Origin of the sequence: Nonomuraea sp. B10E15 (assembly GCF_039871615.1) — a bacterium.
Lineage (GTDB): Bacteria > Actinomycetota > Actinomycetes > Streptosporangiales > Streptosporangiaceae > Nonomuraea.
This window is the reverse complement of the sequence record NZ_JBDPMB010000001.1, coordinates 1939231-1953562: the sequence shown is the minus strand read 5'-3', so window position 1 is coordinate 1953562 and position 14332 is coordinate 1939231. Positions and strand designations below refer to the sequence as shown.

14 protein-coding genes are annotated in these 14332 nt (G+C 71.9%); 6 read left to right on the top strand and 8 right to left on the bottom strand.

Features of this window, described 5'->3' with window-relative positions; translation table 11 throughout:
* Window positions 1-32 precede the first annotated feature (32 nt).
* Both ABGB14_RS08910 and ABGB14_RS08905 read left to right on the top strand, forming a co-directional pair.
* On the top strand, window positions 33-1034 hold the full coding sequence (locus ABGB14_RS08910) for an ABC transporter ATP-binding protein (protein WP_347643045.1): 1002 nt from the start codon (window positions 33-35) through the stop codon (window positions 1032-1034).
* On the top strand, window positions 1018-2079 hold the full coding sequence (locus ABGB14_RS08905; RefSeq protein WP_347643044.1) for an oligopeptide/dipeptide ABC transporter ATP-binding protein: 1062 nt from the start codon (window positions 1018-1020) through the stop codon (window positions 2077-2079). Before ABGB14_RS08910 ends, ABGB14_RS08905 begins: the two co-directional genes overlap by 17 nt.
* A 28-nt stretch (window positions 2080-2107) precedes the next feature.
* Here ABGB14_RS08905 and ABGB14_RS08900 read toward each other — a convergent pair whose 3' ends face one another.
* From ABGB14_RS08900 to ABGB14_RS08875, 6 genes are read right to left on the bottom strand one after another with little or no spacing between them, the layout of a single operon-like run.
* A complete protein-coding gene (locus ABGB14_RS08900) occupies window positions 2108-3706 on the bottom strand; it encodes a fused response regulator/phosphatase (RefSeq protein ID WP_347643043.1) in 1599 nt (532 codons plus the stop codon).
* Entirely contained in the window at window positions 3703-5358 is a 1656-nt protein-coding gene (locus ABGB14_RS08895) for an ATP-binding protein (RefSeq protein ID WP_347643042.1), read from the bottom strand. The genes ABGB14_RS08900 and ABGB14_RS08895 overlap by 4 nt, the downstream gene beginning before the upstream one ends.
* Complete coding sequence (locus ABGB14_RS08890) at window positions 5355-6359, bottom strand: ATP-binding protein (protein WP_347643041.1); 1005 nt, start codon at window positions 6357-6359, stop codon at window positions 5355-5357. The genes ABGB14_RS08895 and ABGB14_RS08890 overlap by 4 nt, the downstream gene beginning before the upstream one ends.
* A gap of 48 nt (window positions 6360-6407) precedes the next feature.
* Window positions 6408-6809 carry an ATP-binding protein gene (locus tag ABGB14_RS08885; protein ID WP_347643040.1) on the bottom strand — a complete coding sequence of 134 codons (402 nt, stop codon included), beginning with the start codon at window positions 6807-6809 and terminating at the stop codon, window positions 6408-6410.
* Window positions 6806-7171, bottom strand: coding sequence for an STAS domain-containing protein (locus tag ABGB14_RS08880; RefSeq protein WP_347643146.1), 366 nt, complete (start codon window positions 7169-7171; stop codon window positions 6806-6808). Before ABGB14_RS08880 ends, ABGB14_RS08885 begins: the two co-directional genes overlap by 4 nt.
* On the bottom strand, window positions 7171-7986 hold the full coding sequence (locus ABGB14_RS08875) for an STAS domain-containing protein (RefSeq protein ID WP_347643039.1): 816 nt from the start codon (window positions 7984-7986) through the stop codon (window positions 7171-7173). Before ABGB14_RS08875 ends, ABGB14_RS08880 begins: the two co-directional genes overlap by 1 nt.
* Window positions 7987-8145: 159 nt before the next feature.
* Between ABGB14_RS08875 and ABGB14_RS08870 the strand changes: the two genes are divergently transcribed.
* Together ABGB14_RS08870 and ABGB14_RS08865 are read left to right on the top strand one after the other, a co-directional pair.
* The gene (locus ABGB14_RS08870) at window positions 8146-8961 is read left to right on the top strand and encodes an alpha/beta hydrolase (protein ID WP_347643038.1); all 816 of its coding nucleotides are present in this window, start codon (window positions 8146-8148) and stop codon (window positions 8959-8961) included.
* 118 nt (window positions 8962-9079) lie between these two features.
* Entirely contained in the window at window positions 9080-9724 is a 645-nt protein-coding gene (locus tag ABGB14_RS08865) for a biliverdin-producing heme oxygenase (protein ID WP_347643037.1), read from the top strand.
* 9 nt (window positions 9725-9733) lie between these two features.
* Here the strand turns inward: ABGB14_RS08865 and ABGB14_RS08860 are convergent, their stop codons facing one another.
* Window positions 9734-10873, bottom strand: a complete 1140-nt coding sequence (locus ABGB14_RS08860; protein WP_347643036.1) for a Fic family protein — start codon at window positions 10871-10873, stop codon at window positions 9734-9736.
* A gap of 110 nt (window positions 10874-10983) precedes the next feature.
* Here ABGB14_RS08860 and ABGB14_RS08855 point away from each other — a divergent pair, with 110 nt between their 5' ends.
* Together ABGB14_RS08855 and ABGB14_RS08850 are read left to right on the top strand one after the other, a co-directional pair.
* On the top strand, window positions 10984-11592 hold the full coding sequence (locus ABGB14_RS08855) for a TetR/AcrR family transcriptional regulator (RefSeq protein WP_347643035.1): 609 nt from the start codon (window positions 10984-10986) through the stop codon (window positions 11590-11592).
* 13 nt (window positions 11593-11605) lie between these two features.
* A complete protein-coding gene (locus ABGB14_RS08850) occupies window positions 11606-13018 on the top strand; it encodes an MFS transporter (protein ID WP_347643034.1) in 1413 nt (470 codons plus the stop codon).
* Between the two features lie 6 nt (window positions 13019-13024).
* Here the strand turns inward: ABGB14_RS08850 and ABGB14_RS08845 are convergent, their stop codons facing one another.
* Window positions 13025-14257: a cytochrome P450 gene (locus ABGB14_RS08845; RefSeq protein ID WP_347643033.1), complete on the bottom strand. Its 1233-nt coding sequence runs from the start codon at window positions 14255-14257 to the stop codon at window positions 13025-13027.
* Window positions 14258-14332: the final 75 nt, after the last annotated feature.

The window sequence follows — 14332 nt, the reverse complement described above, 5'->3', positions numbered from 1 at the left end:
GCCATCATTCGTCACAGCGAGGAAGGGGTGCGGTGAGCGAGTCACCGGTACTGGAGATCCGCGACCTCCACGTCACGTTCACCGCGCGCGGGCGGGAGATCCACGCGGTGCGCGGAGTGGACCTGACCATCGAGCGCGGCCAGACGCTGGCCCTGCTCGGCGAGTCGGGCTCGGGAAAGTCCGTCACCGCCAAGGCCGTCATGGGGCTGCTCGACCAGCCCGGCGTCGAGGTGCGCTCGGCGGTCGCCCGCCTCGGCGGCCGTGACCTGCTCGCCATGTCCGCCGAGGAGCGCCGCGCCCTGCGCGGCAGCGCGATGACGCTGGTCTTCCAGGACGCCCTGTCGGCGCTCAACCCGGTGCTCAGCGTCGGCGACCAGATCGGGGAGCTCTTCCGCGTCCACCGGGGCCTGTCGCGCAAGGAGGCGAGGGCACGCTCGGTCGAGCTGCTCGACCTGGTGGGCATCCCGGCGGCGGCCACGCGGATCGGCGACTACCCCCACCAGTTCTCCGGGGGCATGCGGCAGCGCATCCTCGTGGCCATGGCCGTGGCGCTCGAACCCGACCTGATCATCGCGGACGAGCCGACCACCGCGCTCGACGTGACCGTACAGGCGCAGATCCTGGAGCTCATCGACCGGCTGCGGCGCGAGCTCGGCACCGCCGTCCTGCTGATCACCCACGACCTGGGGGTGGCGGCGGAGGTGAGCGACCGGGTCGCGGTGATGTACGCGGGCCGGCTCGTGGAGAGCGGCCAGGCCGAGGAGCTGTACGACCTGCCCGCCCACCCGTACACGGCCGCCCTGCTCGCGGCCGTGCCCGACCTGGACAGGCCGGCGTCGGAGCTGCGCGCCATCCCCGGCGCGCCGCCCAGCCCCGCGACCGCATCGCCCGGGTGCTCGTTCGCGCCCCGCTGCGACCGGGCGAGCGAGGTGTGCACGAGCACGCGTCCGGCGCTCGTGCCGCTGGAGACCGGCGCCGGCCGGTACGCCGCCTGCCACCACGCGAAGGAGACGCTCGATGACGCCCCCGCCTGAACCCGCCGCCACGGACGCCACGCAGACCACCGGGCCGACCGCCGCACCGGCCACGCCGGCGACCCGCGCGACCGGCGAGCCGGTGCTGCGCGCCACCGGACTGCACAAGACCTACCGCGGCGGGATCCTCTCGCGGGGCGGGGCCGTACGCGCGGTCGCGGGCGTGGACCTGGAACTGCGGGCCGGGGAGACGCTGGGCATCGTCGGCGAGTCCGGCTGCGGCAAGTCCACCCTGGCCCGCATGCTCGTCGGCCTCGAACGCCCCGACCAGGGCGAGGTGACCTTCCGGGACCGGCCGTTCTTCACCCGCGGCGGCGTGCCCCGCGACATCCGCCGCCGCGTCCAGATGGTCTTCCAGGACCCGCTCACCTCGCTCAACCCCCGCATGACCGTGCTCGACATCGTGGCCGAGCCGCTGCGCGTGCACCGGCTGTGCGCGGACGCCCGCGCCCTGCGGGACCGGGTGGGGGAGCTGCTCTCGCTGGTGGGCCTGCCGCCCGAGCGGATGAACCGCTACCCGCACGAGTTCTCCGGCGGCCAGCGCCAGCGCATCGGCATCGCCCGCGCGCTGGCCACCGAGCCGGACGTGATCGTGTGCGACGAGCCGGTGTCGGCGCTGGACATGTCGGTGCAGGCTCAGGTGGTCAACCTGTTCGCCGAGCTGCAGCGCACGCTCGGGGTGGCGCTGGTGTTCATCGCCCACGACCTGGCCGTGGTGCGGCACGTGTCGCACCGGGTGGCCGTGATGTACCTGGGACGGCTGGCGGAGACCGGACCGGCGGCCGAGGTGTACGGCAGCCCCGCGCATCCGTACACGATGGCGCTGCTGTCGGCGGCCCCCGCGGCCAAACCGCGGCTGCGGGGCCGCTCGCGCATCATGCTGGCCGGCGACCCGCCGAGCCCCGTGGCGCCGCCGCCCGGCTGCCGCTTCCACACCCGCTGCTGGAAGGCCACCGACCGGTGCGCCGAGCAGGAGCCCGCGCTCGAGCCCGTCCCCGGGGACGGCCACGACGCCGCCTGCCACTACGCCGAGCGGCCGTCCTGACTCCACGCCCGGGGTCAGGGCGCAGAAATCAGGGATCACGGCGCAGGACGACCAGCGCGACGTCGTCCTCGCGCACGCCGAACGCCCCCAGCATGCGCTCGGCGAACTGTTCCAGGTCGTCCTCGACGGTCTCCGCCAGCCGCCTGGCCACCTCCAGGCTGTCGTCGAGCGGGGTGTCCCGGTCCTCCACGAGCCCGTCGGTGAACAGCACCATCGTGCCGCCGGGCGGCAGTTTCAGCCGGTCGACCTCATAGCGTTCCGGCAGCACGCCCAGCAGGAGGTTGCCCAGGCCGTGGTAGGCGGCGCCGGGCCCGGCGAGCAGCGGCGGGAGGTGGCCCGCGTTGGCCACCTCGGCCTCGCCCGTCACCGGATCGATGAGCACCATGCAGACGGTGGCGGTCACGCGGGGGTGATAGCGCCGCATCATCCGGTTGAGCAGGTCGAGCGAGGCGCGCAGGTCGACCTGGGCGATGAGCGTGGCGCGCATGGCGTGGCGGATCTCCGCCATCACGGTCGCGGCGTGCAGCGAGTGCCCCTCCACGTCGCCGATCGCCACCAGCACCCGGTGGTCGATCGGCAGCACCTCGTAGAAGTCGCCGCCGACCTCGACGTTGTCGACGGCGGGCTGGTAGCGCACGGCCACCTGCAGACCGGGCACCCGGGGGATGCCGGCAGGCAGCAGGCTGCGCTGCAGGGTGAGCGCGATCGCGTGCTCCTCGGTGTAGGCGCGCAGCGCGTCGACGGCCAGCGCCAGCTGCTGGCCCACCTGGCGCAGCAGGTTGACCTCGTCCGCGTCGAGCGGCGGGCCGCTCGCCACGCCGAGGTAGATGGGCGACCTCGACTTCCTCGTCCGGCAGAGCACGCCGGTGCTGGGGCCCTCCGCGTTCACGCCGGGCAGGAGAGCGTGCCAGCCGGCGGCTTCGACCGTGAACACCTGGGCTTGCGCGGCCCCCTCCGGCGCCATCCGGGAGAGCCGGTCGAGCACGTCGGGACCGGCCGTGTGGGAGGTGGCCTGCTCGCCCGGCCGGGCGCAGAAGCGCCGTGTCCAGCCCTCCGGCAGCAGCGCCAGGGTGTCGCAGAACCGGCCGAGCAGGTCGGCCGTGCCCTCGGCGGCCACCGCGAGCACCTGGTCGAACGTCTCCGCCTCGTTCATCGACAGCGTCACGCCGGCCAGCCGGGCCAGCCGCCCGGCCATGAGCTCCGCCTGCCACCGCGCCCGGTAGTAGCGCAGCATGGCCCGCACGGTGGCGGCGAACTCGGCGGGCTCGATCGGCTCGATCAGGTACGCGTCGGCGCCGCGTTCCAGCCCTTCGGCGCGGTCGGCCACGGTGATGGCGTTGGCCGACACCTGGACGACGGGGATCGACGCGGTGGCCGGATCGGCCTTGATCCGCTCGCACACCTCGAACCCGGACATGTCGGGCAACCGTACGTCGAGGACGACCAGATCGATCTGCCGGCCGGCCAGCTTCCGCAGCGCCTCCTCGCCGCTGCTCGCTTCGACCACGCCGTGCCCGGCCCTGCGCAGCCATCTCGCGAGGATGTAGCGCTTGGTGGGCGTGTCGTCGACCACGAGGACGGTTCCCGGCTGGATGTCCGCCACGGGGACGGTTTCCTGTCGCGTCACGCTTCGCCCCCTCTGGCCTGGCGGATGGCCTGGATCAGCTGATCCCTGCGCAACCCGTGCTTGGACAGAACCGCCCGTCCCTCGGGCGCGTACCGCGGCTCCACGGTCACCACGACCACGGGGATCCGGCTCAGCCGATCGTCCTCGGCCATGCGGAGGAGCAGCGCGTGGCCGTCGACGCGCGGCATGAGCAGGTCGATGAGGATCACGTCGGGCGGCTCGGCGGCCATCGCCTCGAGGGCGGCGGCGCCGTCGGCGGCCTCGTCGACGTGGGTGGCGAAGCCGTGCAACATGCGGCGGGCGGCCGCGCGGAACACCTCGTCGTCGTCGGCGACGAGCACCCGCTCCAGCTCGGGCGGGCCGCCGTGGTGCGGCAGCCTGAGCGTGGCGGTGGTGCCCTCGCCCGACGTGCTGGACAGTTCCAGCGTCCCGCCGAGCGCCTCGGCCAGCCGGCGCGCGTACGGCAGGCCCAGGCCGGTGCCCCTCGCCCCGGCCTGGAAGGAGCCCGGCACCTGGTAGAAGTCCTCGAACACGCGCTTCAGGTGCTCGGTCGCGATGCCGATGCCGGTGTCGGCCACCGTGATGACGACCTCGTCCCTGTCGTCGTCCGCGCGGGCCTCCAGCCGCACCTCGCCGCTCTCGGTGAACTTCAGCGCGTTGGACAGCAGGTTGCGCAGGATCGTGACGAGCATGCCCTCGTCCACGTACAGCGTGGCGGCCTCGGGCGCCACGTGGTGGTGCAGCTCCACGCCGCCCCGCCCGCTCGTCGGGCGCATCGTCACGTGCAGGTGCTCCACCACGTCCGTCAGGCTGATCCTGGCAGGGTGCGGGTCGAGACGGCCCGACTCGGCCTTGGCCATGTCGAGCAGCTCGCTGACGAGCGCCAGCAGAGTCTCGGCCGACCTGCCGATGAGCTCGACCTGGTGGGTCTGCTCCTCGGTCAGCGGATCGCCCCCCGGGCCCGCCAGCAACCGCACCAGGCCGATGACCGAGTTGAGCGGGGTCCGCAGCTCGTGGCTGACGGTGGCCCAGAAACGGTTCCTGGCCTCGGTCGCCTCGCGGAGCTGGCTGGACTTCTCATCCAGCTCCGCGTAGAGGGCGACCACTCCCCTGTTGGTCTCCTCCAGCTCGGCCGAGAGCTGGTTGTACATCGCCAGCACGCCCGTGTTGGTCTCCTGCAGCTCGGCGTTGAGCCGCAGCACGTCATCCAGGGTCGCGGCCAGTTCCCTGTTCTGCTCCCGTAGCTCGTCGAGGACGGAGACGGGCGCCAGCCGGGCCAGCCCGTCGCGGATGTCGGCGACCTGACCGTGCCACGGCCGCTCCCGCAACCGCTTGGCGAGCGTGACGTGCCCGTCGTCCAGCTCGACCTGGTCGACCAGCCGGCCCGCCAGCCTGACCCCCTCGGACCCGGCCAGGCCGGATCGTTGCCCGTGGCTCAGGGTGATCCGCAGCTCGTCGTCGCCGAGCGCGATCACCGCCGCCGCGCCGGGGCCGTACACCTCCCTGCCGACCTCGCTGAGCGCCGTCGCCACCCGGACCTGGTCCTGCGGCTCGAGCCCGGCCAGCTCGGCGGCCGCGCGGCCGAGGCGGCGCAGCACGAACACGTCCTTCCCGGCGTCGAGCCGGACGCGAATGAGCTCGGCCGCCTTCACGGGCCCGGCCTCGCCGCCACCACGCACACGTCGTCGCGCCTGGTGCCGGCCTCGCGCAGCAGGCACGCGGCGATCACCGACGGGGTGCGGGCGAACAGGCCGGGTACGTGCGCCGGGTCCCAGCGTTCCGACAGCCCGTCCGAGTGCATGATCACGGTGGCGTGGCCGGGCAGCTCGTACGTGAGCTGCCGCAGCCGCGCCCCCTGGTGGCCGGCGATGCCCGGCACCGACACCATGCCCTGCCGCCCCTGGGCGTGCGCGACCCATCCGGACACGTTGCCGAGCCCCGCGTAGGTCACCGCGCCGCCGGCGAGGCGCGCGACCGCGACCGCACCTCCCCTCGTGACGCCCATCCTGCGGTGCAGGTGATCCACGATGGCCAGCGGCTCCCGCTCGCACACCTGCGAGAACAGCTCCACGGCCAGCTGGGAGGCCTGCGCCGCGATGTGGCCGTGGCCCAGCCCGTCGCAGACCATGACCGTGGTGGCCGGGCCTGTCGTGGAGATGGCGAAGGAGTCGCCGCACACCTCCTCGTCGCCGATGGGCCGGGTCAGGCCGCTGGCCGCCGCCGGCGGAGCGGGCCGGCGGCCGGCGGTGAAGTGCATGGCGAGCACGGTCCCCCTGCCGGGCAGGGAGTGCACGTCGTAGCCGGTGGCGATGCGGGCGATGGCGCCCATGCCGATGCCGAGCGTCCCGGATGAGGAGTAGCCGTCGCGCAGGGCTCGGGCGACGTCGGCCATGCCCGGCCCCTTGTCGAAGGCGATGAGCTCCACCGTGGCGGGAGCCTCGGGATGGAGGCGGACCATGACGCTGCCCTCGACGGCGTGCTTGACGAGGTTGGACACCGCCTCGCTGACGGCCACCGCCATCTGCCCGGCCAGCGTCGCGTCGAACCCGGCCCGCTCGGCCAGCTGCACGGCCCGACGGCGTACCGCGCCCACCACGCTGGGGTCTTCGGCGCGGACCCAGGCCTCCATCCGCCGGCTGGTCACGTAACTCATCTCCGGGCTCGTCTCCGACCCATTCACCGGGCCCATTCACCGGGCCATTCACCGGGCCCATTTCGTCACCGTCACCGTCGTGCCTCTTCCCGGTTCGGACAGCAGGTCGAACTCGTCGACCAGCCGGCGTGACCCGCCCAGCCCGAGCCCCAGGCCCGTGCCGGTGGTCCAGCCGTCGGTGAGCGCCCGCTCGACGTCCGCGATGCCCGGCCCGTCGTCGCTGACGACCAGCTTGAGCCCGCGTTTCGGCCCGTTCTCGACGACGTGGACGCGCACCTCTCCCCGCCCCGCGTAGACGAGGGCGTTGCGCGCCAGCTCGCTGGCGGCCGTGATGATCTTGGTCTGGTCGATGAGGGACAGCCCCGCCTCGATGGCGGCGCTTCTGACGAGCCGGCGAACCGCCACGACGTCGGCGCTGCCCGCGATGGCCGTCTCCCGCCCGGCACTCACGGCACCGCGCCCCTGACGTGGCTCAGCAGCGCAACCCCTTTCTCCAGGTTGAGCGCCGTACGGACGCCGCCGAGCGAGAGCCCGAGCTCCACGAGCGTGATCGCCACTGCCGGCCGCATGCCGACGACCACGGCGTGCGCGTCGAGCATGCGGCACATCTCGCCGATCGTGGCCAGGATCCGCCCGGTGAACGAGTCGACGATCTCGACGGCGGAGATGTCGATGATCACTCCTCTGGCCCCGCGCGAGACGACCATCTCGGCCAGGTCTTCCTTCAGCGCGAGCACGGTCTGGTCGTCCAGATCCACCTGGATGGAGACGATCAGCAGGTCGCCGAGCTTGAGAATGGGCACCCGCTCCATCACGCCTGCTCCGCCCGTACGCTGACGCGCGTGGCCGGCCCGCCGCTCACCTGCACGCCGCTGCGGCTGAAGGCGTGGGCGAGCGCGTCGGCCAGCGACGTCTTGGTCACGATGTCGCCGAACTCGATGCCGAGCGTGACGATGGTGTGCGCGATCTGCGGGCGGATGCCGGAGATGACGCATTCCGCGCCCATGAGCCGCGCCGCGAACACGGTCTTGAGCAGGTGCTGGGCGACCTGCGTGTCGACGGCGGGGACGCCGGTGATGTCGATGACCGCGTGCTCGGCGCCGGTCTCCACCAGCGTCTCCAGCAGCTTCTCCATGACGACCTGGGTGCGGGCGGAGTCGAGCGTGCCGATCAGCGGCACGGCCACGATGCCCTCCCAGAGCTTGACCACCGGGGTGGACAACTCGAGAAGCTGCTCCGCCTGATCCATGATGATCTTCTCGCGGGCCTGCGCGTACGCCTCGAACGTGAACAGGCCGAGGTCGTCGATGAGGCGGGCGACCCGGATGAATCCGCGCAGCACCTCGTCGTCGGCGTGGTCGACCACGACCTCGTACAGGGCGCCCTTCAGGCCGAAGACGGCCTTGGAGGTCTCGGCGGGCGAGTAGCCGGCGCGGGCTCGCGAGCGCGACAGCTCGGCGAGCAGGCCGCGCAGGTCGGCGAGGTCGCGCCCGCCCTCCTCGATGGCGCCGAGTATGGCGCCGTAGATCTCCGCCAGCTCGTCGCGCTGCGCGTTGGCCGCCTCCGCCCACCGGCGGATGGCCTGCTCCTCATGGGTGCGGAGCAGCTCCCCCAACCGCCGTTCCACGTCTGCATGATCGGACAAGATCTCTCCAGCGGGGACTCTCGATGCGCTCTTCCGGCATCCCGGTACACCTTCCCTGCCCAGAGTCACCCCCGAGTACTACGTGCAGGTTCGAACCGTGCGGGGACGCGGATTACCCCGCGGCCTCCATAACGTCGCGGCATGTTCAGAAACCTCGCCGTGGCCGGGCTTGTCGCGACCGGCGCGTTCCTGCTGTGGCCGGCTCCGCCGGGCGGGCGGCTGGTGAAGATCTACGGAGAGCTGAAGACAGCCGACCGGGTGGCGGTCATCGTGCCGGGCGCGGACACCACGGTGACGACCTTCGACGACGGCCCCGAGCGGCCCGGGGGCGCGGCGCGGGCCCTGCTGGCCGAGGCCGCCCGGCTGGCGCCGAACGAGCGGCTGGCGGTGGTGGCGTGGCTGGGCTACGACGCCCCGCCCACGCTGAGCCTGGGCGCGATCGCCGACGGCGCGGCCGGCGAAGGGGCCGGCGAGCTGCGCCGCACCGTCGCCAGGCTGCGCGGGCGCACGGACGCGCCGGTGACGCTCCTGTGCCACAGCTACGGCTCGGCGGTGTGCGCCAAGGCCATGCCCGGCCTGCCGGTCTCCGACCTGGCCGTCTTCGGCAGCCCCGGCGTCGGCGCGCCGTCGGCCGCGGCCCTGACCGCTCCGCCCCGCACGGGGTCCGTCCTGGCCTCGCACGGTGGGCCCGCGCAGCCGCGCATCGGGGCGTCGCCGGGTGTGCCCGCCCGGCCGCGGGTGTGGGCGGGGCTCGGAGCGAACGACTGGATCAGGTTCGTGCCCAAGACCAAGCTCGGCCCGTTCGGGTTCGGCACCGACCCCATGAGCGCCGCGTTCGGCGCCCGCGTCTTCGACGCCGGCTCTGGCGGGCACAGTGACTATTTCGCGCCCGGCAGCGCGTCGCTGCGCAACCTGACCCTGATCGTGCTGGGGCGATCCGAGCAGGTCACCGGTTGAGCGGGGCTGGGCGGGGGTAGGACGAACTTTGATGACATGGTGTCGTCATCAGCTTGACGCGGGCGAGCGCCGTTTGTGACACTTCGTCATGAAAACACCAGCGGAGTAGAGGTGAGCTGTGACGACGTCGTTCTCCGAGAGCCTGCGAAAGGCCACCTGGGCCGACCACGAGTCGGCCGAGTCCGAGGGCTATCTCACCGAACTCATGGCCGGCCGGTTGAGCGAGCACGAATACGGAGAGATGGTCGCCCAGCACTACTTCGCCTACACCGCGCTCGACGGGGTGTCACGGGAACTGGCCGAGCACCCGGTGGCCGGCCGCTTCGTCTTCCCCGAGCTCTACCGCGAGCCCGCTCTCGAACGCGACCTCGCCACCGTCTACGGGCCGGGCTGGCGCGACCGGATCGCGCCGTCGGCATCCACCGAAGCCCTCGTGGCGCGCATCCGCGAGACGGCCGGCTGGCCGGGCGGCTACATCGCCCACCACTACACCCGCTACCTGGGCGACCTGTCCGGCGGACAGTTCATCCGGATGGAACTGCAGAAGATCTACGGCTACGCCAGGGGCGGGGGCGTCGACTTCTACTTCTTCGACGAGCTGGGCAGCCTGCCCCGGTTCAAGACCGAATACCGGTCCCGGCTCGACGCGCTGGAGCTCGACGACAGCGAGCGGCAGCGCGTCATCAGCGAGGTCAAGCTCGCCTACCGGCTCAACACCGCGGTGCTCGCCGAGCTCTTCCACACCGTCAGGGCCGCCGCCTGACCGCCGGCCCTAGCCGGCGTCCTCGCGATAGGGGTCGCGCAGCGGGGCGGCGCGCCCGGCGAAGTCGGCCTTGATCTCGGCCATCCGAGGGCCGGCCTCGTAATAGCGGCCCTTCGTCTCTCCGTAGGGCCGCAGCCAGCCCTTGGCCGCCAGGTCGCGCAGGTCACGGGCGGCCTGGCCCTGGCTCAGGTCCTCGTCGGCCTGATAGCGGCTGCGGCGCAGGCGCCTGCTCACGAACGCTTCGTACAACGCCGAGACGCACCGCGTGTTGAGCCCGTCGGCGTCGACCCGCTCCTCCAGCAGGGTCCAGATCTCACCCGCCTCGGCGAGCCGGCGCCGGACGCGCTGCGCCTGCATGTGATGCGCCTTCAGGCAGAACCGCACCCAGGGAAGGGTGTCACCGTGCGGGCTCCATCGGCGCCCGCCGACGGCGCCGAGCACGTCGTAGTATTCGACCGTGGTGCGCTGCTCCCCCAGCCATTCCTCGATGGAGGCGAACTCGGTAGTGGTGATCCGGTCTCTGCCCAGCACCAGGGTCTGCAGGGCACGAGACATGCGGCCGTTGCCGTCGCGCCACGGATGAATGTTCACCAGGTTGAGGTGGGCCATCGCGGCCCGCACGTAGCTGGGGGCCGCGAGGTCGCCCTCGTTGAGCCACGTCACGAGCTCGCCGAGGAGCCCCGGCACGACTTCGACGTCCGGTCCCTCGTAGACGACCTCGCCGGATCGCCCATTGCGGATGAAGATGCTTCCCGGCCTGACGACGCCGGGGGTCTTGTGCCGGTGGTGGCCGATCATCATGAAGTTGAGCGCGTTGAGCACTCCCGCGTCGTAGCGGAACGCCGGCGCGCGCGACAGCAGCGTGATGTAGGTCAGCGCCTGCTGGTAGCCGGCGATCTCCTTGGCGACCGAGGCGGAGGTTTCCAGCGGCTCTTCCCCCGCCATGATCGACTGGATGTCCTCCACCCCCGCCCGGTAGCCCTCGATGGAGTTGGAGCCCTGGATCGCCCGTGCCTGGAGCTGCCTGCGGAGCTGGCCGTCCCATCGGTGGGTCTCGGCCAGGCGGAAGCGCAGATCCTGCCGCATGTCCTCGATCTCGGCGAGCACCGCCTTGTCGGCGGGGTCGAGGACCGGTGTGCCGTACAGCATGAGGCCATGGAAGCATAGCCGAATCTTCCAAGCAAATGAATGAATGATTCGATTAAATATGTCCGGTATGTTCCGCAGGCGAGATCGCCCGTACGCCGTACCATGGGCATATGCCCCGCATCTCCGCGGCCACCATCGGCGAGCACCGCGCCCAGACGCGCGACCGCATCCTCCAGGCGGTCTCGCGGCTGTCCAGGGAGCAGGGCATCGACGCCATCTCCATGACCGACGTGGCCGGCGAGGCCGGCATCACGCGCACCGTGCTCTACAACTACTTTCCCGACAAGACCGCGCTCCTGCTGGCGTTCACCGAGCGGGTGACCCGCTACTTCATCGACAGCTACGAGCGGGAGCTGCCCGCCGACGCCTCACCCGCCGACCGGTTGCGCGCGTTCGTCCGCCTCCAGCTGGCCGGGCTGCTCGCGCATCCGCATCCGGGGGCCGCCGACCTCAGCGCGGCCCTCGGCCCCGACGCCTACCAGCGGCTGGCCGAGCACGTCGCGCCCATGCAGCGCGTCCTCGTCGAGATCCTCGACAGCGGCCAGGCGTCCGGGGACTTCCAGGTGATCGACGTGCCCGCCACGGCGCGGATGGTGCTCGCGGTCATCGGCGCGGAACGGGTGCCGCTGATCAGCGGCGACGTGACGGTGGAGGCGGCCGCCGAGCTGGTTTCGGCGTTCGTCCTGCGAGCCCTCGGAAGCGAGACCGGGCGGCGGTGACAGGATTGGGCCCATGACCTCCGGGCCCAACGAGCTGCATGCCGGCGACCATGTCGAGCTCAGGTCGGCGCGCGGCCGCTGGATCCTGTTCGCGACGGTGCTGGGCTCGGGCCTGGCCCTGCTCGACAGCACGGTCGTGAACGTCGCGCTCCCCTACCTCGGCAGGGAGCTCGACGCGGGCATGGCGGGGCTGCAGTGGACGATCAACGCCTACACGCTCACCCTCGCCGGGCTGATCCTGCTCGGCGGCTCGCTCGGTGACCGCTACGGCCGGCGCACGATCTTCGTCATCGGCGTCGTGTGGTTCGCCGTGGCCTCCGCGCTGTGCGGGCTGTCGCCGAGCATCGAGTTCCTGATCGGGGCCAGGGCGCTGCAGGGCATCGGCGGCGCGCTGCTCACGCCCGGCTCGCTGGCGATCATCCAGGCGTCGTTCGTCCGGCACGACCGGCCACGCGCCGTGGGCACGTGGTCGGGGCTCGGCGGGGTGGCCAGCGCCATCGGGCCGCTGCTCGGCGGTTGGCTGGTGCAGACCGCCGGGTGGCGGTGGGCGTTCCTGATCAACCTGCCGTTCGCGGCGCTCATCGTCTTCGTCGCCCTGCGGCACGTGCCCGAGAGCAGGGACGAGCAGGCCGCGGGGCGCTTCGACGTGCTGGGCTCGGTCCTCGCGGCGCTGGCGCTGGCCGGGATCACCTACGGGCTGATCCAGGAGGGCGCGCCGGCGCCGCTGCTCGCCGGCCTGCTGCTGGGGGCCGCGTTCGTGGCGATCGAGGTGCGCAGGTCGCCGGACGCGCTGGTGCCCGTCGACATCTTCCGCGACCGCGTCTTCACGGCCGTCAACGTGGTCACCCTGATCATGTACGCGGCCATGGGCGTGGTGTTCTTCCTGCTCGTGGTGCAACTCCAGGTCGTCTCCGGCTTCTCCCCCATCGCCGCCGGGCTCGCGATGTTGCCCACGACGATCCTGATGATGCTGCTGTCGGGCCGGGCCGGTGAGCTGGCCAAACGCATCGGGCCGCGCTGGCCGATGACGGGCGGGATCCTGCTGGCGGGCGCCGGTTTCCTGTGGATGAGCACCATCGGCTTCGGTGCGTCCTACCCGCTCCAGGTGCTGCCCGCGGTGTTCGTCTTCGGGCTGGGGCTGTCGGGCGCGGTCGCGCCGCTCACCGCGACCGTGCTGGCCACGGTCGAGGACCGCCACGCGGGCACGGCCAGCGGCGTCAACAACGCGGTGGCCCGCACCGGCAGCCTGTTCGCGGTGGCCGCGGTGCCGCCGGTGGTCGGCCTGGTCGGCGACGCGTTCGAGAACCCGCCGGTGTTCGACGCGGGCTTCAGGATGGCGATGCTGATCAGCGCCGGCATGATGGTGGTGGCGGCGCTGATCACGTTCTTCACCATCAGGTCGAACGTCCTCGTGTCCGACGACTAGCGACGGCTAGAGGGCGAACGCCTGGCTGCGCACGCTGTTGTCGAAGTTCGACAGGAGCAGCTCGGGCTCGCCGACCGAGCGGATGCCGGGCAGCCTGGTCAGCAGCTCGCGGAACATCGTCCGCAGCTCCTGCCTGGCCAGGTTGGCGCCGAGGCAGAAGTGCGGCCCTGGCCCGCCGAAGCCGACATGCGGCTTGGTGTCGCGGGTGATGTCGAACGTGTCGGGGTCGGCGAAGACCGACTCGTCGCGGTTGGCCGAGCCGTAGAAGAGCACGACCTTGTCGCCCTTTTTCAGCTCCAGGCCGCGCAGCGTGCAGTCCTCGGTGACCGTGCGCCGGAACTGCATGATCGGCGACACGAAGCGGACCATCTCCTCGACGGCGCCGTTGATGTGCGTGTCGAAGTCGCTCATCAGCAGCTCGCGCTGCGCCGGGTTGTCGGTGAGCAGCTTGATGCCGTGGGCCATCGTGTTGCGGGCCGTCTCGTTGCCCGCGACCAGGAGCAGCGCGAAGAACGAGCCGAGCTCCTTGTCGGTCAGCTTCTCCCCGTCGGGGTTGGCGTTGACCAGGAGGGAGACCAGGTCGCCCTGGGGGTTGGCGACCCGCTCGTGGCCGAGCTTGATGACCATGCGCTGCAGGGCGAGCAGGGCCAGCATGTTCTGGCCGGCCATCTGGACGCTGCGGGCCAGGCTGGGCCGCACGCCGGTGTAGGCGGTGGAGATGTCGACGTGCTGGTGCACCTTGGCCCGCAACTCGTGCGGGATGTCGAGCATGTCGCAGATGACGTGGATGGGCAGCCGGGCGGCGACCTGCGAGACGAAGTCGCGCGGACCGTCCTTGACGACGTCGTCGACGATGCGGGCGCAGGCCGCCTCGATGTCGCTCTGCAGGCCGGCCAGCATCTTCGGGCTGAACGAGCGGGTGACGATCCTGCGCAGGCGGGCGTGGCGCGGATCGTCCATGTTGACCATCGACTCCCCGAACACCTGCTTCACCCAGCCGGGCGGCTCCGGATTGGTGACGGCGGGCTCGCTGGAGAACACCTTGGCGTTACGGCTCGCCTCGACCACGTCCGCGTGGCGTACGAGGGCGTAGAAGCCCTTGCCCGAGCGGAGGAGCGGGACCTTCTTCTCCGGGAAGAACACCGGGAGCTCCAGCTGGCGGAGCCGGGCGAACGCCTCATTGCGCTCTTTGGGCGGCTTGCGCCAGAAATCCAGATCAGCGAGGTCGATGTCGTCCACCCGACTATCCTGGCACGGTCCCGCGCCGGCCCCGACACGGGAAATTCCGCGTCCACAGGGCTCGTCGCGGTCGGC

What these genes read in the sequence shown, in the direction of transcription:
- ABGB14_RS08880 (WP_347643146.1), bottom strand. Translation starts at nt 7,171, where the DNA reads ATGGAGCGGGTGCCCATTCTCAAGCTCGGCGACCTGCTGATCGTCTCC.
- ABGB14_RS08850 (WP_347643034.1), top strand. Translation starts at nt 11,606, where the DNA reads ATGACCTCCGGGCCCAACGAGCTGCATGCCGGCGACCATGTCGAGCTC.
- ABGB14_RS08905 (WP_347643044.1), top strand. Translation starts at nt 1,018, where the DNA reads ATGACGCCCCCGCCTGAACCCGCCGCCACGGACGCCACGCAGACCACC.
- ABGB14_RS08890 (WP_347643041.1), bottom strand. Translation starts at nt 6,359, where the DNA reads ATGAGTTACGTGACCAGCCGGCGGATGGAGGCCTGGGTCCGCGCCGAA.
- ABGB14_RS08860 (WP_347643036.1), bottom strand. Translation starts at nt 10,873, where the DNA reads ATGCTGTACGGCACACCGGTCCTCGACCCCGCCGACAAGGCGGTGCTC.
- ABGB14_RS08870 (WP_347643038.1), top strand. Translation starts at nt 8,146, where the DNA reads ATGTTCAGAAACCTCGCCGTGGCCGGGCTTGTCGCGACCGGCGCGTTC.
- ABGB14_RS08855 (WP_347643035.1), top strand. Translation starts at nt 10,984, where the DNA reads ATGCCCCGCATCTCCGCGGCCACCATCGGCGAGCACCGCGCCCAGACG.